This is a genomic window from Pseudomonas paraveronii (assembly GCF_963681955.1).
In the GTDB taxonomy this organism is placed as follows: Bacteria; Pseudomonadota; Gammaproteobacteria; order Pseudomonadales; family Pseudomonadaceae; genus Aquipseudomonas; species Aquipseudomonas paraveronii.
The window spans coordinates 3,040,745-3,063,221 of the sequence record NZ_OY817130.1; the positions used below are offsets into that span (position 1 = coordinate 3,040,745).

The 22,477-nt window shown below is 60.4% G+C and carries 21 protein-coding genes; 17 read left to right on the plus strand and 4 right to left on the minus strand.

All coding sequences use genetic code 11. From position 1 onward, the window contains the following. Positions 1-4: 4 nt before the first annotated feature. From U5A08_RS13865 to U5A08_RS13890, 6 genes are all read left to right on the plus strand, one after another. Positions 5-217, plus strand: a complete 213-nt coding sequence (locus U5A08_RS13865; protein ID WP_253395685.1) for a tautomerase family protein — start codon at positions 5-7, stop codon at positions 215-217. Next, positions 214-1,128: an acetaldehyde dehydrogenase (acetylating) gene (locus tag U5A08_RS13870; RefSeq protein ID WP_253395687.1), complete on the plus strand. Its 915-nt coding sequence runs from the start codon at positions 214-216 to the stop codon at positions 1,126-1,128. The genes U5A08_RS13865 and U5A08_RS13870 overlap by 4 nt, the downstream gene beginning before the upstream one ends. Beyond that, the gene (dmpG, locus tag U5A08_RS13875) at positions 1,128-2,183 is read left to right on the plus strand and encodes a 4-hydroxy-2-oxovalerate aldolase (protein WP_017845629.1); all 1,056 of its coding nucleotides are present in this window, start codon (positions 1,128-1,130) and stop codon (positions 2,181-2,183) included. Before U5A08_RS13870 ends, dmpG begins: the two co-directional genes overlap by 1 nt. 52 nt (positions 2,184-2,235) lie before the next feature. After that, positions 2,236-2,991, plus strand: a complete 756-nt coding sequence (locus tag U5A08_RS13880; RefSeq protein ID WP_253395689.1) for an SDR family oxidoreductase — start codon at positions 2,236-2,238, stop codon at positions 2,989-2,991. Positions 2,992-3,052: 61 nt separating this feature from the next. Beyond that, positions 3,053-3,481, plus strand: coding sequence for a tautomerase family protein (locus U5A08_RS13885; protein ID WP_321852003.1), 429 nt, complete (start codon positions 3,053-3,055; stop codon positions 3,479-3,481). Positions 3,482-3,530: 49 nt separating this feature from the next. After that, positions 3,531-3,839, plus strand: a complete 309-nt coding sequence (locus U5A08_RS13890; RefSeq protein ID WP_253395691.1) for a 2Fe-2S iron-sulfur cluster-binding protein — start codon at positions 3,531-3,533, stop codon at positions 3,837-3,839. A 225-nt stretch (positions 3,840-4,064) separates the two neighbouring features. On the opposite strand, the gene U5A08_RS13895 is transcribed toward U5A08_RS13890, so the two are convergent. Then, a complete protein-coding gene (locus tag U5A08_RS13895; protein ID WP_253395692.1) occupies positions 4,065-4,979 on the minus strand; it encodes a LysR family transcriptional regulator in 915 nt (304 codons plus the stop codon). A 269-nt stretch (positions 4,980-5,248) separates the two neighbouring features. On the opposite strand from U5A08_RS13895, the gene U5A08_RS13900 reads away from it, so the two are divergent. The 4 genes from U5A08_RS13900 to pgm all read left to right on the plus strand — a co-directional run bounded on the left by U5A08_RS13900 (position 5,249) and on the right by pgm (position 11,607). Continuing rightward, positions 5,249-6,271, plus strand: a complete 1,023-nt coding sequence (locus U5A08_RS13900; RefSeq protein ID WP_253395693.1) for a zinc-dependent alcohol dehydrogenase family protein — start codon at positions 5,249-5,251, stop codon at positions 6,269-6,271. Positions 6,272-6,976: 705 nt separating this feature from the next. Beyond that, the gene (locus U5A08_RS13905; protein ID WP_321852006.1) at positions 6,977-8,413 is read left to right on the plus strand and encodes a hypothetical protein; all 1,437 of its coding nucleotides are present in this window, start codon (positions 6,977-6,979) and stop codon (positions 8,411-8,413) included. Between the two features lie 36 nt (positions 8,414-8,449). Continuing rightward, the gene (locus U5A08_RS13910) at positions 8,450-9,856 is read left to right on the plus strand and encodes an aminotransferase-like domain-containing protein (protein ID WP_253395695.1); all 1,407 of its coding nucleotides are present in this window, start codon (positions 8,450-8,452) and stop codon (positions 9,854-9,856) included. A gap of 104 nt (positions 9,857-9,960) precedes the next feature. Further along, on the plus strand, positions 9,961-11,607 hold the full coding sequence (gene pgm, locus U5A08_RS13915; RefSeq protein WP_253395697.1) for a phosphoglucomutase (alpha-D-glucose-1,6-bisphosphate-dependent): 1,647 nt from the start codon (positions 9,961-9,963) through the stop codon (positions 11,605-11,607). A gap of 55 nt (positions 11,608-11,662) precedes the next feature. On the opposite strand, the gene U5A08_RS13920 is transcribed toward pgm, so the two are convergent. Then, positions 11,663-12,358 carry a pirin family protein gene (locus U5A08_RS13920; RefSeq protein ID WP_321852008.1) on the minus strand — a complete coding sequence of 232 codons (696 nt, stop codon included), beginning with the start codon at positions 12,356-12,358 and terminating at the stop codon, positions 11,663-11,665. Positions 12,359-12,577: 219 nt separating this feature from the next. Between U5A08_RS13920 and U5A08_RS13925 the strand changes: the two genes are divergently transcribed. Further along, positions 12,578-15,022 (plus strand): UvrD-helicase domain-containing protein, encoded by a 2,445-nt coding sequence (locus tag U5A08_RS13925; RefSeq protein WP_321852010.1) that lies wholly within the window; start codon positions 12,578-12,580, stop codon positions 15,020-15,022. Positions 15,023-15,114: 92 nt separating this feature from the next. On the opposite strand, the gene U5A08_RS13930 is transcribed toward U5A08_RS13925, so the two are convergent. Continuing rightward, positions 15,115-15,387, minus strand: coding sequence for a DUF1652 domain-containing protein (locus tag U5A08_RS13930; protein WP_017845703.1), 273 nt, complete (start codon positions 15,385-15,387; stop codon positions 15,115-15,117). Positions 15,388-15,644: 257 nt separating this feature from the next. Here U5A08_RS13930 and U5A08_RS13935 point away from each other — a divergent pair, with 257 nt between their 5' ends. The 5 genes from U5A08_RS13935 to U5A08_RS13955 all read left to right on the plus strand — a co-directional run bounded on the left by U5A08_RS13935 (position 15,645) and on the right by U5A08_RS13955 (position 20,066). After that, entirely contained in the window at positions 15,645-16,472 is an 828-nt protein-coding gene (locus tag U5A08_RS13935; protein WP_046383340.1) for a helix-turn-helix transcriptional regulator, read from the plus strand. A gap of 82 nt (positions 16,473-16,554) precedes the next feature. Then, positions 16,555-16,983, plus strand: a complete 429-nt coding sequence (locus U5A08_RS13940) for a hypothetical protein (protein ID WP_321852013.1) — start codon at positions 16,555-16,557, stop codon at positions 16,981-16,983. A gap of 168 nt (positions 16,984-17,151) precedes the next feature. Beyond that, the gene (locus U5A08_RS13945; protein ID WP_253395704.1) at positions 17,152-18,558 is read left to right on the plus strand and encodes an NAD(P)/FAD-dependent oxidoreductase; all 1,407 of its coding nucleotides are present in this window, start codon (positions 17,152-17,154) and stop codon (positions 18,556-18,558) included. Between the two features lie 26 nt (positions 18,559-18,584). Next, positions 18,585-18,926 carry a cupin domain-containing protein gene (locus U5A08_RS13950; RefSeq protein WP_321852015.1) on the plus strand — a complete coding sequence of 114 codons (342 nt, stop codon included), beginning with the start codon at positions 18,585-18,587 and terminating at the stop codon, positions 18,924-18,926. A 60-nt stretch (positions 18,927-18,986) separates the two neighbouring features. Continuing rightward, positions 18,987-20,066 carry a polyamine ABC transporter substrate-binding protein gene (locus U5A08_RS13955; RefSeq protein ID WP_017845708.1) on the plus strand — a complete coding sequence of 360 codons (1,080 nt, stop codon included), beginning with the start codon at positions 18,987-18,989 and terminating at the stop codon, positions 20,064-20,066. Positions 20,067-20,110: 44 nt separating this feature from the next. On the opposite strand, the gene U5A08_RS13960 is transcribed toward U5A08_RS13955, so the two are convergent. Further along, positions 20,111-20,905 (minus strand): helix-turn-helix transcriptional regulator, encoded by a 795-nt coding sequence (locus U5A08_RS13960; RefSeq protein WP_017845709.1) that lies wholly within the window; start codon positions 20,903-20,905, stop codon positions 20,111-20,113. 199 nt (positions 20,906-21,104) lie between these two features. Here U5A08_RS13960 and U5A08_RS13965 point away from each other — a divergent pair, with 199 nt between their 5' ends. After that, the gene (locus tag U5A08_RS13965) at positions 21,105-22,469 is read left to right on the plus strand and encodes an APC family permease (RefSeq protein ID WP_017845710.1); all 1,365 of its coding nucleotides are present in this window, start codon (positions 21,105-21,107) and stop codon (positions 22,467-22,469) included. Positions 22,470-22,477: the final 8 nt, after the last annotated feature.

A 22,477-nucleotide genomic window follows, 5' to 3' on the forward strand; every position in this document is an offset into this window, starting at 1 on the left:
AGTCATGCCCATTATTGAAATGCATTTGGCCGAGGGCCGTACTGCCGAGCAAAAGAGCCGTATGGCTGTCGCGGTCACTGAAGCGGTGTGCCTCAGCCTGCAATGCCCTGCGGAAACCGTAAGGATTCTGATCACCGAGCACGCGCGCGACGGGTTTTACGTGGCCGGCCTGGACATGGCCCAGCGCGCCGTCAAGCAGCGGGAGCAGGGCCAATGAAAAAGATCAAATGTGCGTTGATCGGTTCCGGCAACATCGGCACCGACCTGATCTACAAGATCCTGCGCAGCCCGGTGCTTGAACCGGTATGGATGGTGGGCATCGACCCGAACTCCGAAGGGCTGTTGCGGGCCCGCGAAATGGGCTTGAAAACCACCCACGAAGGCGTCGATGGCCTGCTCCCGCACGTGTTGGAGGATGGCATTCAGATCGCTTTCGATGCCACCAGTGCCTATGTGCATGCGGAAAACAGCCGCAAGCTCAATGCCCTGGGCGTGTTGATGATCGACCTGACCCCGGCGGCCATCGGCCCGCTCTGCGTACCGCCGGTGAACCTGCGCGAACACGCCAAGACGCAGCAGATGAACGTCAACATGATCTCCTGCGCGGGGCAGGCCACCATTCCCATTGTTAATGCTGTCTCGCGCATTCAAAGCGTGGCATATGCCGAAATCGTTGCCAGTTTGGCGTCCAAATCGATTGGCCCGGGCACCCGCGCCAACCTGGATGAATTCACCAACACCACTTCGAGCGCCATCGAGAAAATCGGTGGTGCGCGCAAGGGCAAGGCGTTGGCCATCATCAACCCGGCCGAGCCGCCCATGATGATGCGCAACACCATCTATTGCCTGACCGATGAAGAGCCCGATCGTGTGCGCATCCGAGAATCGATCCTGCAAATGATCACCGAAGTGACGAAGTACGTGCCCGGTTATCGCCTGGTCAACGGTCCCATTTTCGACGGCAAGAAAGTCTCGATATTCATGGAGGTGGCTGGCCTGGGTGACTACCTGCCCACCTACGCGGGCAACCTGGACATCATGACCGCGGCCGCCACCCGCACTGCCGAAATGTTTGCCGAGCAAATTCTCGCCGGCACGCTTCACCTTAAAGCCCCGGAGGTCGCGTAATGAGCCAGTCCAACCCTACGAGCCTGCAGGGCCGCAAAGTGATCTTGCATGACATGTGCCTGCGCGATGGCATGCACGCCAAGCGCGAGCAGATCAGCGTGGCGCAAATGGTCAAGGTCGCCACTGCGCTGGACGATGCCGGGGTGCCTTACATTCAGGTCACCCATGGCGGTGGTTTGGGTGGCAATTCGCTGCAGCACGGCTTTGCTCCGCACAGCAACGAGGAATACATCAGCGCGGTAGCTCCGCTGATGAGGCAGGCGAAGATTTCCGTGCTGCTGATTCCGGGGCTGGGCACCATGAAAGAGCTGCAGTCGGCTTACGATTGCGGCGCGCGCAGCGTACACGTCGCCACCCATTGCACTGAGGCGGACACATCGCCGCAGCACATTGCCTACGCGCGAAAGCTGGGTATGGATACGTCCGGGTTCCTGATGATGGCGCACCTCAATGATGCGGCCGGCATCGCCCGGCAGGGCAAGCTGATGGAGTCCTACGGCGCGCAGACGGTGTACGTCACCGACTCGGCCGGCTACATGTTGCCGGAAGACGTGAAGGCCCGCGTTGGGGCGCTGCGCGAGGTGCTGAACCCGGAAACCGAGATCGGCTTCCATGGCCACCACAACCTGGGCATGGGCGTGGCCAACTCGATTGCCGCCATCGAGGCTGGCGCGAGCCGGATCGACGGATCGGTCGCGGGGCTGGGGGCCGGGGCGGGCAATACACCGTTGGAGGTGTTCGCCGCCGTGTGCGAGCGCATGGGGATCGAAACCGGCACCGACCTGTTCAAGCTGATGGACGTGGCCGAGGACATCATTGTACCGATGATGGAGCACATCGTGCGGGTGGACCGTGAGTCGCTGACCCTTGGCTATGCCGGTGTCTACTCCACCTTCCTGCTGCACGCCAAACGTGCGGGCCTGCAGTTCGGCGTTCCGGCGCGCGACATCCTGGTGGAGCTGGGACGCAAAAAAATGATCGGTGGCCAGGAAGACATGATTCAGGACACCGCCCTCACCATGGCTAAAGAGCGTGGTGTTCTGTTGCCGACGTGATGGCTCGCAGGGGTGTGCGCTGCATGCCCCTGACTCGATGCGAGGGTTGAACATGAATACGCAAAAACAACTGGCCGTGGTGGTCGGAGCGACGGGCGCGTTCGGCCGGCAGATTGTGGCGCGGTTAAGCGCCAGTGACCTGGACGTGGTCGCCGTGGCACGCAGTGCTGACGCACTCGACGAACTGGTGGATTGCCATCCCGGGCTGATCGCCTGTGTGGCCGACATCGCCAGCGATAGCGCGGTGGCGAGCCTGCGCGCTGCGCTGGACCGGCCGGTGCGCATGATTGTGCACGGGCCTGGCGTGGCGGTCGTCGGCGGTATTCTCGATGCGCCCACCGCCGCGCTGGTGGAAGCGGTGAATATCAAGGTCGGCGGGCTGTTGCGCCTGGTGCGTGCTGTGGATGAGCGCCTGGTGAAAGGCTCGCGGTTGGTGGCCATCGGCGGTCACTACGGATTTGAACCCACCGCCTATGCCGCCGCTGCCGGGGTGGCCAATGCGGCGCTGATGAACGCCGTGCGCCAACTGAGCCTGGCCTATGGCGAACGCGGTATTACCGCGCACCTGATCGCCCCAGGGCCGGCGGACACCGAGCGCTTGCACCGGGTAGCGGCAGACCGTGCCCGGCAGCGCGGTATCAGTGCCGAAGCGGTTCTGCGCGAGATGTACGCAGAGTCGTCCCTCGGCGCCTTGACCACGCCAGCCCAAGTGGCCTGGGCCGTGAACCTGTTGCTCGCGCCCGAGGCCGATGCCATGACCGGCTCCAGCCTGATGCTCGATTCCGGGCGGCGTCGCGGCCTGCCTTGAGCGAGCTGCACATCGACCTGCCAGCGCATAAAACCAACAATAATTCAGCGAGATCGCCCCTATGCCTGTCGTGAACTTTCACCTGGTGGACGGCCATTGCAGCGCCGAGCAAAAAGCCTGCTTGCTCAAGGACGCCTCACAGCTCTACAGCCTGGTGCTGCGCTCACCCATCGACCGCGTCAGGGCCTTTATCACCCTGCACGCAGCGACCGAGTGTGCGGTGGCCGGCGAAGTGGTCGAGGCCGGTGGGCGGCATGCACCGTTCTTTGAGTTCTTCGTGCTCGAAGGTCGCCCGCTGGATGAACGTCAGGCGCTGATGCGCGGCTTCACCGACCTGCTCAGCGCGACTCTCGCGGTGGAACGGTGCCTGATACGCGGTCGCTGCATCCGTGTCGATCCGCAGGATTGGTGCATTGGCGGGCGCGATGCCGCTGAGTTACGCAAACAGGAAATCCTTGACCGTGCAGCGCAAGCGGGCGGTGCCGAATGAACACAGGCGCGCTAGCGGTCGAAGCTGCGCTGGGACGTGAGCGTGCGCGATGAAGTACCAGATCGTAATTGCAGATACCGGCGAGCAGTATCCCTGTGATGAACGTGAGTCCGTTTTGGAAGGTATGGCGCGACTGGGGCGGCGGGGCATTCCGCTCGGTTGCCGGGGTGGCGGTTGCGGGGTATGTAAGGTACGCATTCTCAGCGGCGAGTATGTCGCCAAGGTGATGAGCCGCGCCCATGTCAGTGCGGCCGACCTGTCCGATGGCATCGTGCTGGCCTGCCGTGTTTTACCCGGCAGTGACTTATCGGTCGAGGTCACCGGCAAGATGAAAAAGACCATTGGTAATCCGAAATGAACAGTACATTTTTCCTGGCGCTCAATGAACTAATCGAACAGGCCCGTCGCGTCATTATTATCTGGGGGCATCGGTGGGGGCATCCTTTTTAAGGACCCGAAATTTGCCCCCAATTATGCCCCCATGAGTCGTGGAATCCATTGGATTTAGACAGGGCTGCAGTGGACTGAAATTACCAATAAGCACTTGTTATAGAACAGTTTTATGGAATTTACTGAAACTTCATTACAAACTATCTGGGTCCCCGAAAAACATCTGAATCCGCGACCGCAACCAACGCTCACCCGGATCATTGTCCTGCGAGCCCCGCCATGCCATGTGCAACTCGAACGAGCGCACCGGCAGTGGCGGATCCTCGGCGCGCAAGCCGCCTGCTGCGGTCAGTGCCTCGGCGGCATAGTCCGGCACGATGGCGACGATGTCGGTCCCCGCAAGCAGGGTGCCCAGGCCGTTAAACTGTGGCACGGCCAACACCACGTGGCGTTTGCGGTCGAGCTTTTCGAGTTCTTCATCGATAAACCCGCTCAAGTCCCCGGCGAAAGACACCAGCGCGTGAGGGCGGGCGCAGAAGTCGTCCAGGCTGAGGGCGCCGGGCACGCTGTCGGCGCGTAGCAGTTTTGGCAGGCTGCGACGCAGCACCTTGCGCTTGGCGTTGGCCGGCAGGTCGGCGGTGTAGCTGACGCCGATGGAAATTTCGCCGGAGGCCAGCAGGCCCGGCATCAGGATGTAATTGACACGGCGTACTACGAGCACGATGCCGGGGGCTTCGGCGCGCAGGCGTTTGAGCAATTGGGGGAGCAGGGCGAACTCGACGTCGTCCGACAGGCCGATGCGGAACACGGCGGTGCTGGTGGCCGGGTCGAATTCGGCGGCGCGGCTGACGGCGGTGGAAATCGAGTCCAGGGCCGGGGACAGCAGGGCGAAGATTTCCACGGCGCGGGCCGATGGCTCCATGCTGCGCCCGGTGCGCACAAACAGCGGGTCATCGAAAAGACCGCGCAGGCGCGATAACGCCGCGCTGATGGCCGGCTGGCCGAGGAACAATTTCTCGGCGGCACGGGTCACGCTGCGCTCATGCATCAAGGTTTCGAATACGATCAAGAGGTTAAGGTCGACACGACGCAGGTCGTTACGGTTCATCTTGTGTCCTGGATGAGTCTGTAAACTAGACGAGAGCGGCCATACATGATCCCTATGATCTCCATGCTCGGAGCATGACCGGCATGAATCTTACGGGGAAAGGCTGGTACTCTGCACCGGCTAATTGAGTTTTCCTACGATAGTTGAGGTCTATTCCTCGGTCGCGGAATCAATGACAGACATGTCGACTATTAATGGCGACCGGTAGTCTTACCGGGAAAGCCCAGATAGAGTTCAGGGCAATAGAGGTTACTTTGACGAGGTTTGCGATGTCCCGCACGATCCGTTTTCACAAGTTTGGTCCGGCTGAGGTGCTCAAGTGCGAAGAGCATGCAGCCGCGCAGCCCGCACCGGGCGAAGTGCAGGTGCGTGTCGAGGCAATTGGCATCAGTTGGTACGACATTTTGTGGCGTCAGAACCTGGCGTCTTCCCACGCACGTTTGCCGTCCGGCCTTGGCCATGAGATGGCGGGGGTCGTTGTGGCCCTGGGCGATGGCGTGGATGACTTGGCAGTGGGCGATAAAGTCGCCAGTTTCCCTGCCGAGAGCCCCAATGATTACCCAGTGTATGGCGAACAGATCGTCTTGCCCCGTTCGGCGTTGACCCGTTATCCGGATGTCTTGAGCCCGATCGAAGCCAGCGTGCATTACACGCCGCTGTTGATTGCGTATTTTGCGTATGTGGACTTGGCGCGGGTCAAACCCGGCCAGTTTGCCTTGGTGACCGACGCCAGCCACTGCGCCGGTCCATCCTTTGTGCAACTGGGCAAGGCCTTGGGCGTGCGGGTGATCGCGGCGACCAAGGACAGCGCGGAGCGCGAGTATCTGCTGTCCCTCGGGGCGGAAAAGGTCATCGTCACCGAAGAGCAGGACCTGCTCATGCAAATCAACAAGTTCACCGACAGCCGCGGCGTCGACGTGGTGTTCGATGGCTTGGGCGGCCCGCAGATGTCGTTACTCGGCGATGTGTTGGCTCCGCGTGGCAGCCTGGTGCTGTATGGCTTGCAAGGTGGCAACCAGACCCCATTCCCGGCCTGTGCAGCGTTCCAGAAGAATATTCAGTTTTTTGTGCATTGCATCGGCAACTTCACCGGCAAACCGGAACTGGGCATCGTCCAGGACCAAGTGGCATTGCAACGCGCATTGCGCGATATCAACCAACTGACCGCCGATGGTGTGCTGGTCCCGCTGAAAACCAGAGTGTTTCCATTCAGTCAGTTCGTCGAAGCGCACCGCTACATGGACGAATGCCCGTGCCGCGAGCGCGTCGCATTGCAGGTTGAGGCTGTTTGAGCTGTAGGAGTATTCGCAAATGAATACTCAGGCGTCTGAACGGGTGGGGCAAATGCGCCATTTGTCAGGGCTTAACCCACGCAGGGTTTAAGCCGCCGTTAGGGCGCCAGGCCCCGCAAAATACGAGGTTTGCCCCCGATGCCGCGCTGAATTCCAGCGCGGCATCTGTGTGTGTGCGTAATCAACGGCTCGCTCAATTGCCATCTGAACTGGTTTCTTGCGGCGTTCTGTATCTGTTAATCATTATGCCAGTGCCGATAATCGAGCCTTCACTGTCATCTCAAGGATTGAGCAATGATTGAATGTCTGATTTTTCGGCCTGATACATATGAAATTAAATTATCGCGATGCATACCTGGACGACAGGGTGATGGCGCAGGGAAAGATAATTCCAATTTATTGAAGTTTAATTCCTTAAATTGGATCTTTCCTTTATGTCGGATGCATCCTTAGTTTCCCGCTCAAATCGGTGTAGGACGTTGTCGGAACGTTCCTAGGGTTGCCTGGGTGCCCTGGCGCAAGGGTCTCGAGGAGAGACGGCGCGAAGGGTACACAATTGGCGTTCCCTGTCGATTTGTTACAGCGTGCTAAGGTTTATTTATCGTCACCCTTGAGCGGTGAACGACATTCCTACGCATCTAATGGGTCGAGCAAATAATCTCGGCAGTTACTTGGAACTGATATTTCAACTCAGGTAGTAGAACTATGAGCGCAACTCACGAACAAGCCATGAACTATGTTTATCAGCAAGTTCTGCAACGTTTGGTCGGGCACTTTACGCGCGCCGAACGTACCGCACTTCAACTATTGATCCAGCGAATTGTCGTCGCTGCCGGCGGCATGGAACAAATAGGTAATTACAAAGTGTTGGTTGCCCATGGGGGCGGCGAGGTCAGCAGCTACACCCTGGCGCTGCTGCGTGCGGCGCAACTGACCATCGCCGGCCGTGCGCCCAGGACCTTTCACCTGCGCGTGGCGACTTTACGGCATGTCGGCATGACCCAGGCCACGCTGGACAGCCTCCAGCGCGGCTATAGCACACTGTTTTTCCATGACGATCCGCGGGTTGAGTTGCTGATGGTGGAAAACCAGGAAGTGCAGCCGTTCAACCACCTGCGCGCGGCCTCAAGCGCAGGCAGAGAGGTCAGCCAGCGCAATATGTTGATGGTGGGGCACCTCACCTCCGGGGATATTCGTGCGACGCTGTGTACCGATACCTACCTGTCCCTGGGGGATTTCTACCAGCGTGTCACCTCCTGGAACGGTGGTGTGCATGCGTTGGTCAGCGGTGACTCGCCACGCAAGCAGAGCCAGTACCTGGCGTGGTTGAAAAGCGCGGCCCAAGCGGCCGGCATCAGCACTCCGCCCGGTAAGCCGGCGTCGCTCACCGGGTTGTTCGCACGTATGGAGGAATGGAGTAACGGCTGTTATCAAAGCCTCTATGGCGAGCAATACGTTGCACATGAGAGTCCTGGCCGGGGTGGGCATCGCCATTTGTCCTATATAGGCATCGCCGACCTGCTTAACAACGTAGATGTTGCTTCGACCCCTCTGCTCACTGACTTCCTGGGCTATGTACCCGACCCATTTGGTTTTCAGTTCAGCCATCCTGCTTACCCCAACCCGTTACTGATGGCTCACCTGCGGGGGTTGCAGGCAGAGTGCCTGCGCGAACTGTCCTACGAGGACGGCGTGGCGGGTTTTGTAAGGCAAGCAATGGACTACATGTGCCGCCAGCAAATTCCTGAACATCTGATCGCAGGGGCGGGCAGTGAGGACGGGCGCGCGCTGTCGACTACCTACGCCCAAGCGTTCTTTGGCCTGGAGGAGGGCCCGTTGACCTGTCTGCTGTTTTCGCCCTTTATCCATCATGGTGAGCGGTTGGAGGGTTACCTGCGTCAATGCCATCCCGGCATGCTGGTGGTGCTCCCCGAGCTGCACAAGGCGCTCCAGGGCAAGCCGGCTACCGAGATGCTGCACCAGTGGGCAATCGACGCCAGCGGCTTGCCGCTGTCATTGCTCCAGCACCTCTACCGCAAGCGCCCGCTGGAGGTTGAGCGTGGCGCCGACGCGCGCAAGCGCCGCGCCGCACGCCTGCTGACCAACGCCGAGGCGCGTGCGTTTCAGTTGTTCGGGCGCTAGTCGGGTGCGCCAGGATGTGTGTCCAGGTGGGCAGCCATGAACCTGCGAGGTGAACGGCAGACGGATTTCGCCTATCAGGCGGTGTACCGCTACATGATCAACTTGATCAACGAAGTCAGCCTGGACATGCCCGTCAAACTGCCCTCTTTGCGCCAGTTATCGACGCGCTTGAACGTGTCGATCTCGACGATTCAATACGCGTACTCGCTGCTGGAAAAGGAAGGACGGGTGTATTCGGTAGCCAAATCGGGCTATTTCGCCTGGCCCGTGGCCGCCAATCCGCAGATGGCGGCAGGTGCCGATCTGCTGGAACGCTTGTACACGGCGGCGCGGCGGCCCGGAATGGTCGTACTCAGCGGTGATGAACCGGCGCTGCTGGGTGCGTTGGACGGCGCCTTGCTGATGCTCGAACGCCAACTGGTACGCCGGCACCCACGTCAGTTGCAACCCTGGTCGCAGCCTTGCGGCGTGTGGGAGCTGCGCACGGCGTTGGCGGCGCGTTACACCTCATCGCCGACCCGCTGCTGGCAGGCCGATGACGTCTATATCGGTGCTGATCTGCGCGGCGTATTGGAAATTCTCATTGATGTGCTGGGGCTCCGGGGCGCCACGGTGATGGTCGAGTCTCCCTGCGACTGGTTAATACTGCGCCTATTGCAGGCTGTCGGCGTGCGCGTCATTGAGTTGCCCTGGCAGGTCGACGGCCGTCTGGATCTGGCGAGGTTCGAGCACCTGCTGCGCCATGAAGCCGTCCACCTGGTGCTGCTGTCATCGCTGGTAGGCATGCCTTCGGGCAGCGCCATGCTCAACCATGAGCGCCTGCGGGTGGCACAGTTGCTGGAAGAATATGGCTGCTGGCTGCTGGAGAATGACACCTTTGGCGAGTTGGGCTTTGCGCAGAACCATACGGCGCTGCGCAATCTGGTCAGCCCGGAACGGCTGATCGTGTTCTCGTCGTTCGAAAAAGTACTCGGCCCGGAAGCGCCGTTCGGTTACGTGCTGTCACGCCACCTGAGCAGTGAACTGCAGCGCCAGTTTCTGCTGCGTTCATTTCGACTGTCGTCGATCCGCCAGCGCGCGATTGCCCACCTGTATCAAAGCGGGCGGCTGGATCAGCACCTGCAGACGCTGCGCCAGCGCCTGCGCGAGCAGGCCGAAGCCATGAGCCAGCGCCTGGATCAGCGCCTGGCAGGGCGGGTGACTTACCGTATGCCGCTGGCCGGGGCGAGTTTCTGGTTGCACTCGTCGGCACCGGTGGACATGCGCCAGGTGTTCCAGCGCATGCTGGCGCAGCAGGTGGTGATTGCTCCGGGGGAGTTATTCAGCCTCAGTGGCCTGCATCATCAGCAGCTACGGCTGAGCCACGCGTTCAACGGGCACCCGAACCTGGACGCGGCATTGGATGCGCTGGCGCAAGCCTTGCTGCAGGCGCAGACCGCCTAGCGTGTGAAAAATCTCTTGTTGGCGTGGGATCGATAACATCGCGCGGTAGTCCAACTCTCAGTAAACTGTCATTTTTTCCGAATCCTTCTTTCCGAGGTTTATGCATGACAATCAGTCCTTTTGCGGGCAAACCGGCGCCAGCCCAGTTGCTGGTAGATATCCCGCGACTGGTCACGGCCTATTACACCGGCCAGCCTGATGCAGCGATCTCCACCCAGCGCGTCGCCTTTGGGACTTCCGGGCACCGTGGCAGTTCGTTCGAACTGAGCTTCAACGAATGGCATGTGCTCGCCATCAGCCAGGCCATCTGCCTGTACCGCGAAGCCCAAGGCATCGACGGGCCGTTGTTTGTCGGCCTCGACACCCATGCGTTGTCGACGCCCGCAGGGGCCAGCGCGCTGGAAGTGCTGGCGGCCAATGGTGTGCATGTGATGCTCGCCGAGGGCGATGAATACACGCCAACCCCGGCCATTTCCCACGCCATCATCTGCTATAACCGCGGTCGTACCAGCGGCCTGGCCGACGGCATTGTCATCACACCGTCGCACAACCCGCCACAAAGCGGTGGCTACAAGTACAACCCGCCCAATGGCGGCCCGGCCGATACCCACGTCACCAAGTGGATCGAGGCCAAGGCCAACGAACTGCTGGCCAATCGACTGGCTGGGGTTAAACGCATCACTCACGCCCAGGCGCTCAAGGCCGATACCACCCATCGCCATGATTACCTCAACCGCTATGTGGCCGACCTGATCAATGTGATCGACATGGACGCGATTCGCAGCGCCGACCTGCGCCTGGGCGTCGATCCATTGGGCGGAGCAGGGGTGCGCTACTGGTCGGCGATTGCCGAGCACTATCGTTTGAACCTGGACGTGGTCAACACCGAGGTCGATCCTACTTTCCGTTTCATGAGCGTCGACTGGGATGGTCAGATTCGCATGGACCCATCGTCCAGCTACGCGATGCAAGGGTTGATCGGTCTCAAGGAGCGTTTCGACGTGGCCTTCGCCTGCGACCCGGACCACGATCGCCACGGCATCGTCACCCCGTCCGGCGGCCTATTGGCGCCGAACAATTACCTGGCGGTGTCCATCGATTACCTGTTCCAGAACCGTCCCGACTGGCGCGCCGATGCGGCCGTGGGCAAGACCGTGGTCAGCAGCGGCTTGATCGATCGCGTCGCGGCGCGTATTGGGCGGCGCCTGTACGAAGTGCCGGTCGGCTTCAAGTGGTTTGCCGACGGCCTGTTCGACGGTTCGCTGGGTTTTGGCGGTGAAGAAAGCGCTGGCGCCTCGTTCCTGCGCAAGGACGGCACCGTGTGGAGCACCGACAAGGACGGTTTGATCCCGGCGTTGCTCGCGGCAGAAATGACCTCGCGCAAAGGCCAGGACCCAAGCCAGATCTACCGTGGCCTGACCGACGCCTTGGGCGAACCGTTCGCCATTCGCGTCGACGCCAAGGCCACTCCGGCGCAGAAGGCCCTGTTGGGCAAGCTGTCGCCGGAACAGGTGACATCCACCGAACTGGCCGGGGAGCGCATCCAGCAGATCCTCAGCCATGCGCCGGGCAATAACCAGGCGATCGGCGGCTTGAAAGTCATGACTGAAAACGGCTGGTTCGCCGCGCGGCCATCGGGCACCGAGGATATCTACAAGATCTACGCCGAGAGCTTCATCGGTGAAGATCACCTCAAGCAGTTGGTAGAAGAAGCGCAGGTATTGGTAGACGGTGCAATCAGCGCTAACTGATACACCTGCGTCAATGTAGGAGCGGGTAAGCCCGCTCCTACATTTCGCCTCGACATCAGGCCAGGTCGACCAGCACGATCTCGCTGTCTTCTATCGCGGTCACGCGCAGCAGTTGTTCATCTTCCACCGCGACACCGTCTCGAGCGTGCGCGAGCAAGCCATTGACCTCAATCACTCCTGTCGCCGGCACCAGATAAGCACGACGCCCGCTGTCCAGGCGGTATTCGGCACTTTCCCCGGCTTTCAGGTTGGCGGCTACCAGGCGCGCATCCGCACGAATGCGCAGGCTCTCGCTGTCACCGGCCTTGCCACTGGCCAGTGTCACAAAGCCCTCGCGGTCACCTTTCGGAAACGGCTTGGCGCCCCACGACGGCGGCAGGCCGGCCTCGTTGGGGATGATCCAGATCTGGAAAATCTTGCTGGGGATGGCTTCCAGGTTGTATTCGCTGTGGGCAATCCCGGTGCCGGCGCTCATGACCTGCACGTCACCCGCCTCGGTGCGGCCCTTGTTACCGAGGTTGTCGGCGTGGCTGATGGCGCCTTCGCGCACATACGTGATGATTTCCATGTTGCGGTGCGGGTGCTGGGGGAAACCGGTGCCGGGCGCGATGATGTCATCGTTCCAGACCCGCAGGTTGCCCCAGTGCATGCGCTTGGGGTCGTGGTACTCGGCGAATGAAAAGTGATGATGGGCGTCAAGCCAGCCATGATGGGCGCCGCCCAGGGCGGTGAAAGGTCGTAATTCGAGCATGATCGTCTCCCGTTGATGGCACTCATCATCTAACAGCGCATGATCGATAAAAAGCGTAAAAATTGCCTTATTCCTATCGATTTATTGGATTTGTTTCGGGCGCTTTGACTTTCACTTCATCGCCTAACTGCATGACGACAAAGCAATTGGCTGGAACTGCGCGGCGATTCCGGCGACCATGGCGCACTCGTCAACACCCAGCTCATCGCAGGAGTCCGCGTGCCGCAACAACAGCCTGATCTGCCCCCTGAATTGCGCCCCCTGGCCGAAATGCCGTGGTTGAAGCGGCTCGCCGCCCGATTGTTCGGGCATGGTCTGACCCGCTTGCGCGCGCAGCACCGGTTCTCCTGGCTGCATGGGCAGGCCGATGGTTTTCGCAGTGGGCACGAGGCGGGCGTTGAGTACGGCTATCGCGAGGGCAAGGCCGACGGCATCGAGGAAGGCCGGCAAGTCCTGCTGATTCGCGACTTTCGCCCGCAAGAGCACCGTGCGCCTGGGGTGGATGACAGCCTGTTCGATGATTGGCGGTTGCCGCTGACGGCCGATCTGAAAAAGCGTATCAAAGCCGATGTGGCGCGCTTGCTGCCGGCCCACGCCCAGCCCAGCGCCGCGCAATGGAAGATGATCTTCAGCGACACGCCGTCGACTTCAGTGATAGCCGGTGCTGGCGCGGGCAAATCCACCTCGCTGGTGTTGCGTATCCTGCTGCTTACCCATTACCTGGGCTTCGAGCTGAGCTCGATGACCGTGGTGACGTTCACCCGTGAGTCGCGCAAGGACTTCATCAACAAGCTCATGGAAATACTTAGCTTGTGGGGGCAACCCATTGATATAAAACAAGCCCAGACCGTAGTTCGGACCTTTCACTCGCGTATCCTGCCGATGGTGCGCAGCCTGCCGGGCTTCGAGCGGTTGCAGGCGTTCGAGAACCTCGGCGCAGGCTTCGAGGATGCGGACAGCAACCCGTTCGACCTGCGCCTCAATGAGGCACAGCGCCAGCAGATGAACGCCTGCTACCACCGGCTGCACGGCCAGCATGCGCGCTTTCGCGAACTGATTGCACCGCTGGCGCGCCATGGCTTGCAGCTCAAGGAGCTGGAGCGTGATCACCCGGACGTGCAGAAGCGCATGGCGGTGACGGAACTGGCCGCCAAGCGCGATGAAGAACTGTGTGACGTGCTTGAAGACCTGTGGTTTCGTGCGGGTGCCTGGCCCATCAAGGGGATTGAGCCGAGTCGCCAGACCGTGGAGATCAATGGCGCGCAGTTTCATTGCCATGGCTATATTCCCGAGCTGGATGCCTGGGTCGTGCTGGGCTTCGATTCACGGGAAAACGCCCAGGTCAGCCGCCCCAATGCCAAGCTGTCGGTACGTGCGGAATGGGCGGTAAAGCGCACCTTGTTTCAAGCATTCTGTCGTAAGCCTTTGATATGGTTGGATAGTTATGAGTCATCTAAGCGTCTTTTGAGCAGCCTGGCCGGTGACGCCAGCGCAGGGCCGGGGTTCGATTACAAGGTCAAAGGCGAGCTGGCGTCGGCGCCGTTGCTGGACTGCTTTGTCATGGCCGCGGGCTTCATCGAGAATCTCGGTCTGGATGTGCCCGGCGCCGTGGGCCAGATGAGCTTCGCCAAGGACGATCCGGACCGCTACTTTTTCGAGGCCCTGAGCATTTTCTGGAAAGCCCTGGAAGACCATCTGCTCGACCAGTCGCCGCCGATCATGACCTACAACCGCATGTTCTCGCTGTTTGGCGAAAACACCCCGGAAAACCTCAAGTTGCTCAGCGACCCCCTGTTGCGGCCGTTGTCACACCTGATGATCGATGAGTTCCAGGACGTCTCGCCGCAGATTGTGTCCTGGCTGCGCGCCAGCCTGCGTGAAATCCGCAGCCGTGGGCCTGCCATGCATGTAGGGCGCGGCGCCCAGCATTCGTCACTGCTGTGCGTGGGGGATGACTGGCAGTCGATCTATGGCTGGCGCGGCAGTTCGCCGAAGTATTTCATGGAGTTCAACAAGGAATTTGCGTCACCGAGTACCACCCGCGTCATGCTCGGCGAGAACTACCGCAGCCATCAGCACATCATCGATGCCGCCGAACACATTGTGCGCGCAGCGCCGGCGATCCCCGGCAAGAAGGCCAAGGCCTGCGGCGCACCCAAGGCGTTGGTGCCCGTTACGGTGTTGGAACGCGACGATGCGGCGCTGGGTCGTCGACTGCAGGAACACTATGAAAAGGGCGATTCGGTGTTAATGCTTTATCGAAAAAGTAGTGATAAGTTATTGATTCAAGAGCATATTAAATCCGTTATTAATGTTGATTCTAGCTTGCCGTCGGCAGCGCGCAGGCTGAAACAACTGACCTATCACAGCGCCAAAGGCCTGCAGGCGGATGCGGTTTTCCTGCTTGGGGATTGCCAGCATGTCACCCGTTCGCCTTACAAGAACCAGGTGTACCGGATGGCGGGCCTGGGCAAGGCTGGCGACACTGAACCGTATGACAACGCGCAAAAAGACGAAGTGCTGCGCCTGGCCTATGTCGGCATTACCCGCGCCATAAGCCATTGCTACTGGTATGTGGAAAAGCCCGAGGGCCAGGCTGTGAATGTACCGAAGGCATCGGAACGGGTAGACGCCAAGAAAGCGTTTTTTGACGATCAGCGCTAAGCACTGCCTGGCACAGGCCCTATGAAGGGGCTTGCCCGCAATAGCGGTGCATCAGTCGATAGACCGCTCGACTGGCGCACCGCTGGTCGTGTTCAAGCCCTTAACAAATGCGGCGGCACAAAACACTCCAGCTCCGCTTCCACCGCTTCGATGATGCGCTCTACATCGGTAGCATTCATCACGGTGGCGCAGGGGATGCCAGCGATGGCGATCAGCGTCTCGCCGCTGGCGCGGTCGAACAGACGCGCGACCATACTGCCGGGAGCGTCCATGCTCCCTTCGAAGCCCATGGGATGGAAATGCCAGCGCATCAGCTGGCAGGCGTTGGGGAATGTCACTTTGTTCATGTTGCCCACCTTGTTCATTGAGCGCTTCCTTTAGCTCGCGGCAGGGGGCCATGACCGTCACTGGTCACAGCGAGTGAGAGTGTAAAAATAGCATTCGTTCATAAATGCAAGGGCAGTTTTTTCACCCCGTTCGGCGGTTCTTTTCCTATAGCTTGACGTGTGTCATGTCTTGCTAAAGGCTTGGCAAAAGGCCATTAGTCAGAAGTTGCCGTCGGCCATTGATGGCAGCGCTGAAATTCGGCAACCTCCACCTTTTACCCGTCGTAGAGCCATGCATGCCCCACACCGCCGCGGACGATGATTGCCAGCACACCCACGCCACGCGCGAGCTAGTGACGCGCCACCACCTGTGCTGGCGTCATCGCGACCTGGATGGCGTGATGTCTTACTACCATCCGCACATCCAGTACCACGACTTCTTCCAGAACCGCGTCGTCGGCTACGCCGAGCTGCGCGAGTACCTGCAAGCCAGCATGCCGCGCGGGCCCGACGAGGCCATCGAGCACATGGACCGCATTCGCGCCGATGGCGACACCGCGTTCATCCAGTACCGCATCACCCTGCGCGGCGGGCAGGGCCTGGTGTCGTTCCGTACCAGTGAGGCCATCACCGTGCGCGACGGGCTGATCTGGCGGGTCAACGAATATGCGTCACTGGTGCATGAGCACAGCCCCCAAACCACGCGCCCGAGCGTCAGCCGCCTGGGCCTGTCGCCCCAGCAACTGGGGCATATGGCCAACGACCTGCAGCACTACTTCCAGCAGCAACAACCCTACCTGGACCCGGAGTTGGACCTGCAACGGGTTGCCAAGGAGTGCGGTTACAGTCGCAATCAGATTTCCTACTTGCTCAATCAAGTCCTCGGGCAAACCTTCTATCGCTATGTCAATCAGGCTCGGCTCGTGCATTTGCTGGCTGCGCTGGATAAAGCCAGGCCGCCCATACGCGTGGACGACTTGGCCTATGCGGCGGGGTTCAATTCGTTATCGGCGTTTTATAGCGCTTTTCGCCAGCACACCGGCCTGACGCCGAAGGCTTACATTAAAGGGCGCTTTGAGGGCGAGTCGGCTAGATCAACTGGCAATAAAAAAGATGTGGGTTAAACCTGTCATGTTCGACAGGTTTTTCATTCGCGGATTCGTAGTGTAATGCCCAGGCATCTTTTCTTTCAGTTGGAGTGCCGCTATGTCTAAGCACAATAAATCCGCCCACCCGAACGGTCCAGAGAGTGAAGGCCGCATGGACGGAATCATTAACATCGACGGAACGGGTCACACCTTTCAAGCGGACCGTGTGTATATGGATGAGCAAGACGGTGCGCTGAGGTTTTTCGGTGCCCGAACCGTTGACGAGAACCCGGATAAATTCGAAGCGGTTCAAGTGCAACTCACACCGCCCACCATTTCGACGGGTACATACCAGGTGGGCGGGGAGAGTGTTAAAGATGTTATTTACGTCGACCATCAAACCGGTAACAGCTATCCCGCTCACACAGGCAAGGTATCGCTCACCAGGAGCATCCCTCTTAAACGGTTATTCGGGGACGTGAGTTGTGAGTTCAGTGTTGACGGTCGAACGACTATCGTAAACGTCCAGTACGCCTTCAAGGGGTAGAATAAATAGTCGGCCCCGCAGCCTCTGCCCGCGTCGGTTAGCGCCAATCATTCGGCGTTGACGGGGCAGCAGGTCGCGCCAACATTTCCCTGCGTGCACGCGCGCAAGACAGCCCCTGACATCCCGCTCTAGGATCCAGCCTATCGAAACGAGGTAGGAGAACCTGGCATGCCGGCATGGCGCACTATCAGTTTATGGATGGACCAGTTGGACGACCCGCTGCTGGCGCGGCCGTCTCTGGAGCACGACCTGGACGTCAACGTGGCCATCATCGGCGCCGGTTACACCGGCCTGTGGACTGCGTATTACCTCAAGCGCCAGGCGCCCGAACTGAACATCGCGATCATCGAGGCGCAAACCGCCGGTTTCGGCGCGTCCGGGCGCAATGGCGGCTGGTTGATGGGCAACCTGTTGGGGGAAGACCGTTTACTCGCCGGCCTCACGCCCGAGCAGCGGCGTGCTTCGTTTGACCTGCTGCACGGCATTCCCGACGAAGTGGCGCAGGTGCTGGCCCGCGAAGGCATCGACTGCGACTACCGCAAGGGCGGCGCCCTGTACTGCGCCGCGCGTTACCCCGAGCAGGAAAGCAGCCTGCGCCTTTATCTGGACAAGCTCTACGCCCAAGGCCTCACCGAGGCCGACTACCGCTGGCTGAACCCGCAACAACTGGCTGAGCAACTGCGAATCGCCAAGCCCTTTGGCGCGGTTTATGCGCCCCATGTGGCGACGATCAACCCAGCCAAGTTGGTCCGCGGCCTGGCGCGGGTGGTGGAACGCATGGGCGTCAAGATCTACGAAAACTCCCCCGTTACCCATTGGCAGTCCGGCCGCCTGCGCACTGCAAAGGCCGGCGTGCGTGCCGCCTGGGTAGTGCCGGCCGTCGAGGGTTACGCGACCACCTTGGCGCCGTTGGGTCGCTACCAACTGCCGGTGCAAAGCCTGATCGTCGCTACCGAGCCATTGCCCGCCAGCACCTGGGACGACATCGGCCTGAGGCATGGCCAGGCCTTCGGCGAAAGCAGTCGCCAGGTCACCTATGGCCAGCGCTCGGCCGACAACCGTCTGGTGTTCGGCGCCCGTGGCGGTTATCAGTTTGCCGGTAAATTGCGCCACGACTTCGATTTGACCGACAGCGAAGTGGCGCTGCGTCGCTACCTGTTCGGCGAGCTGTTCCCACAGTTGAAAAACGTGCGGATTACCCACTCCTGGGGCGGCAACCTCGGCATGTCGCGCCAGTTCCGGCCGCACATGCTCTGCCATCACGCCACCGGCATCGCGTTGTCCGGCGGCTACGGCGGGGAGGGCGTCGGTGCCACCAACCTGGGCGGCCGCACCCTGGCCGACCTGATCCTGGGCCAGGAGACGCCGTTGACCCATCAACCCTGGGTGATCCGCGAGCGTGGCCTGGAGGCGCTCAAGGCCTGGGAGCCGGAGCCGTGCCGCTGGCTGGGCTACAACGCGATCATTCGCAGTTTTGTCCATGAGGACCAGGTATTGGCCAACCCCAATACCGCGCCCTGGCGCCGCAAGTTGGCGATCGGCGTGGCGGGTTTCATGGAAAGTTTTATGCACTGAGCCGTTCCACTCACACAGGTAGTCCCATGAGCATCACTCACTTCAAAGACACGCTGAATGCCCACCTGCCGGATTCGTCACCTGTCGCCGTGCCCCTGGGCGAGCCGATCGCCGTGGCGTCGACCTTGAGCGTGGAGCGCAGCGACGGCGTCGAAACCGGTATCTGGGCCTGTACCCCTGGCCGCTGGCGTCGACAGATCAAAGCCCAGGAGTTTTGCCACTTTATCCAGGGCCGCTGCACTTTCACCCCTGACGACGGTGAAATCGTCCACCTACAAGCTGGCGATGCACTGATGTTGCCGGCCAACAGCAGCGGAACCTGGGATATCCAGGAAACCGTGCGCAAGACCTATGTATTGATCCTGTAACGCTTTGATCCTTGATCGCCTGCCATAAAAACAGCCCTAAAACCGCCAGGAAATCGAACCATGAAAGCCATTGCCCTGTTGCCCTTGATGTTGGTGGCCGCTATCAGTCAGGCCGCCGAGACGGTGAAGATCTACAACTGGTCGAGCTACATTGCGCCGGACACCACGAAGAACTTCCAGAAACAAACCGGCATCGGTTTCAGCTACGACGTGTACGACAGCAACGAAACCCTCGATGGCAAGTTGATGACCGGTAACTCCGGCTATGACGTGGTGTTCCCCTCCAACCACTTCATGGCGCGGCAGATCCAGGGCGGCGCCCTGAAGAAGCTCGACAAGAGCCAATTGCCCAACTGGAAGAACCTCAACCCGGTGCTGCTCAAGGCCCTGGAAAACAACGACCCGGGCAACGCCCACGGCTTCCCGTACCTGTGGGGCAGCACCGGCATCGGCTACAACGTCGACAAGGTCAAGGCGGTGCTGGGCGATAACGCGCCTGTGAATTCCTGGGACCTGATCTTCAAGCCCGAATACATGCAAAAGCTCAGCAAATGCGGGGTGGCCATCCTCGACAATGGCCCGGAATTGTTGCCGATCGCTCTGAATTACCTGGGGCTGCCACCCCACAGCAAGAAGCCTGAGGACTACAAGAAAGCCGAGGCGCTGCTGATGAAAGTTCGCCCCTACGTGGCGTACTTTCATTCCTCGAAATACACCGGTGACCTGGCCAATGGCGACATCTGCGTGGCCGTCGGTTTCTCCGGCGACGTGCTGCAAGCCGAAAGCCGCGCCAAGGAAGCCAAGAATGGCGTGAACATCGGCTATCAGATCCCCAAGGAAGGTGCCGCGATCTGGTTCGACATGGTGGCCATGCCCGCCGACGCCCCGGACGAAAAGGCCGGGTATGCCTTCATGAACTACTTGCTGGAGCCCCAAGTGATGGCCGACATCACCAACTCCGTTCATTACGCCAACGGCAACAGTGCGGCGGACAGCCTGGTGGACCCGGCAATCAAGGCCGATACCAAGATCTACCCAAGCGCGGAAATGATGGGCAAGTTGTTCGCGCTGGAAGCGATGCCGCTGAATATCGACCGGGTTCGCACGCGGGTGTGGAACACCATTCGTACCGGGCGCTGAAGAACTGATGTGGGAGAGGGCTAGCCCCCTCCCACATTTGGATTTCAGGGGTTTTCCAGGTCATGCCCCAACGACTGGATAAACAACGAGAACAGCTCCGGCTGCGAAGAAATATCCAGCTTGGCGTACAGATGCCGGCGATGCACTTTGACCGTATCCGGCGAGATATTCAGGCGCTCGGCCATGGCCTTGGAGGAGAACCCGCGCAATACCAGGCGGGCGACTTCCAGCTCGCGGTCCGAGAGCACGCCGCAGCCGAAATGGCTCAATGCATCGCGAATCTGGCTGGCCATCGCCTGCGCTGCCGGTACACGCTGGGTGCTTTGCTGCCAATGCTGCTGCATCAACGGCAGCACCCACGCCGCCAAGGTGGTCAGCAGCCCGGTTTCTTCAGCACTGAAGCGCCGCTGCATGCCCAGTGACAGCGACAACGTGCCCGCGCCAGGTAGTTGCAGGATGAATTGCACCTCGTCTTCCAGCACGTTGTCGTGGAAGTAATTGAGGAAGTATTCGCTCTGGCGGAAATGGTCCGGCGCCACTTCCTCCAGGCGGTACACGCCGCTGGCATACCCTTCGCGACAGGCCTGGAAAAACGGGTCAAGCACGTACAGGCCGTTGAGGTACACCAGCATCGACGCCGGTTTGCTGCTGGGCTGGGCGTCGTATTCCTCCAGGGCCTGGGGCAGGCCGTCGAGCGGGTAGAAAATCGCCAGAGCGTTATCGAACGGCAGGCATTGGTGCAACAACAGCACCAGCTGTTTCCAGAATCGCTCGCTGCCGATCTGTGACAGGGTGCGCCCCAGCCCTGCATGCATGCCGACTTCCCTGAACAGGCTCATGTCACAGGTTCCCCTCATCAAAAGATCGGCCAAGGGTTCGGCTTTTGCCGGGTGTCGTCAAGGGGAGTACGCCAATAGGGGAATTGGCTGACAACAGCTCTGGCTTTAACTTCGCGATCATTGAGTGGGAAACATATCCCACGACTTTCAGACTTTTCGTTTCTGCCTCACACCAAAAACAACGACAGAGGATAACGATATGAGTGCTTCCCCCGCGCCTGACGGCGTGCTCAAGCCCACCCTGAGCGTCTTCGATGTGGTGGCCATTACCGTTTCGGCGGTGACGCCCGCCAGTTCGGTGTTCGTGATCGCCCCGTTCGCCATTCAACAGGCCGGCAGCGGCGTGTTCCTGGCCTTTGTCATGGCCGCCTTGCTCGCGCTGATGTTCGCCTTTTGCTACGCCGAACTGGGCCGCGCCCACAACAGCGCTGGCGGTGAATATGTGTATGCCAAGCGGGTATTCGGCGGCATGGCGGGCTATGCGACGTTCCTGACGGTACTGGTGATGTTGTTGTTTATCCCACCGGTACTGGCCACGGGCGCGGCGACCTACTTGAATAACGCCCTGGGCACCCGGTTCGATGCCCAGACCGTTGCGCTGGTCATTGTGGTGTGCAGTTACGCCCTGGGCATCCTCAATATCAAGCTCAATGCCTGGATCACCGGCACTTGCCTGCTGCTGGAAGTGGCGGCCTTGCTGGTGATCGTGTTCCTCGGCTTCGGCCATCCGGTGCAGCCGGTCAGCGTGCTGTTTCAGCCGCAGATCGTCGAAAACGGCATGTTGCACCTGGCGCCCTGGGCCCTGGTGATCGGCGCGGTCGGCATCGGTCTGTTCTCCTTCAATGGCTACGGGCCGGCGGTGCTGCTGGCCGAAGACATGAAATGCGGCGGCAAGGGCGTACACAAAGCGGTGTTGTGGTCCCTGGGGCTGGTGGTGGTGATCGAACTGGTGCCGATCACGGCGCTGCTGATCGGCGCGCCGTCGCTGAGTGCGATGATCAGCAGCCCCGACCCCATCGGCTACCTGCTGACCAGCCATGGCAACGAAACCTTGTCACGCCTGGTCAGTGCCGGGATCTTCCTCTCGGTATTCAACGCCATCGTCGCCATCGTGATCCAGATCGGCCGCGTGGTGTTCAGCAGCGGCCGCGATGCGCTGTGGACGCCGACCATCAACAAACTGTTCACGCGCATTCACCCGCGCTGGGATTCGCCCTGGCTGGCGACGCTGTTCCTGGCGATCCCTTCGGCGCTGCTGAGTTTCAGCTCCAACCTGGCGGACCTCACCTCGTTCAGTGTGCTGCTGATCATGCTGGTGTACCTGATCGTGGCCTTGAGTGCGCTGATGAGCCGGGTGCTGCTGCGTGAGCGCGCACATCCGTATCGCATGCCCTTGTGGCCGCTGCCGGCATTGCTGGCGGTGCTGGGCGCCGGGTATCTGTTGATGACCTTGATCGCGGAGGCTTCGGTGCGCGACATCATGGTCATCATCGGCTTGCTGGCGCTGTCGGTGATTCTGTATTGCATCAGTGGCCGGTTGAGTCCGGCGTATCAGAAACTGTAAGGAGTGGT

Bases quoted from the DNA above. Each gene is read 5' to 3' on its own strand.
- U5A08_RS13870 (WP_253395687.1), top strand. From the start codon at position 214: ATGAAAAAGATCAAATGTGCGTTGATCGGTTCCGGCAACATCGGCACC.
- U5A08_RS13920 (WP_321852008.1), bottom strand. From the start codon at position 12,358: ATGCTCGAATTACGACCTTTCACCGCCCTGGGCGGCGCCCATCATGGC.
- dmpG (WP_017845629.1), top strand. From the start codon at position 1,128: ATGAGCCAGTCCAACCCTACGAGCCTGCAGGGCCGCAAAGTGATCTTG.
- U5A08_RS13935 (WP_046383340.1), top strand. From the start codon at position 15,645: ATGCCCCACACCGCCGCGGACGATGATTGCCAGCACACCCACGCCACG.
- U5A08_RS13940 (WP_321852013.1), top strand. From the start codon at position 16,555: ATGTCTAAGCACAATAAATCCGCCCACCCGAACGGTCCAGAGAGTGAA.
- pgm (WP_253395697.1), top strand. From the start codon at position 9,961: ATGACAATCAGTCCTTTTGCGGGCAAACCGGCGCCAGCCCAGTTGCTG.
- U5A08_RS13890 (WP_253395691.1), top strand. From the start codon at position 3,531: ATGAAGTACCAGATCGTAATTGCAGATACCGGCGAGCAGTATCCCTGT.
- U5A08_RS13880 (WP_253395689.1), top strand. From the start codon at position 2,236: ATGAATACGCAAAAACAACTGGCCGTGGTGGTCGGAGCGACGGGCGCG.
- U5A08_RS13910 (WP_253395695.1), top strand. From the start codon at position 8,450: ATGAACCTGCGAGGTGAACGGCAGACGGATTTCGCCTATCAGGCGGTG.
- U5A08_RS13930 (WP_017845703.1), bottom strand. From the start codon at position 15,387: ATGAACAAGGTGGGCAACATGAACAAAGTGACATTCCCCAACGCCTGC.
- U5A08_RS13885 (WP_321852003.1), top strand. From the start codon at position 3,053: ATGCCTGTCGTGAACTTTCACCTGGTGGACGGCCATTGCAGCGCCGAG.
- U5A08_RS13950 (WP_321852015.1), top strand. From the start codon at position 18,585: ATGAGCATCACTCACTTCAAAGACACGCTGAATGCCCACCTGCCGGAT.
- U5A08_RS13945 (WP_253395704.1), top strand. From the start codon at position 17,152: ATGCCGGCATGGCGCACTATCAGTTTATGGATGGACCAGTTGGACGAC.
- U5A08_RS13960 (WP_017845709.1), bottom strand. From the start codon at position 20,905: ATGAGCCTGTTCAGGGAAGTCGGCATGCATGCAGGGCTGGGGCGCACC.
- U5A08_RS13905 (WP_321852006.1), top strand. From the start codon at position 6,977: ATGAGCGCAACTCACGAACAAGCCATGAACTATGTTTATCAGCAAGTT.
- U5A08_RS13955 (WP_017845708.1), top strand. From the start codon at position 18,987: ATGAAAGCCATTGCCCTGTTGCCCTTGATGTTGGTGGCCGCTATCAGT.
- U5A08_RS13895 (WP_253395692.1), bottom strand. From the start codon at position 4,979: ATGAACCGTAACGACCTGCGTCGTGTCGACCTTAACCTCTTGATCGTA.
- U5A08_RS13865 (WP_253395685.1), top strand. From the start codon at position 5: ATGCCCATTATTGAAATGCATTTGGCCGAGGGCCGTACTGCCGAGCAA.
- U5A08_RS13965 (WP_017845710.1), top strand. From the start codon at position 21,105: ATGAGTGCTTCCCCCGCGCCTGACGGCGTGCTCAAGCCCACCCTGAGC.
- U5A08_RS13900 (WP_253395693.1), top strand. From the start codon at position 5,249: ATGTCCCGCACGATCCGTTTTCACAAGTTTGGTCCGGCTGAGGTGCTC.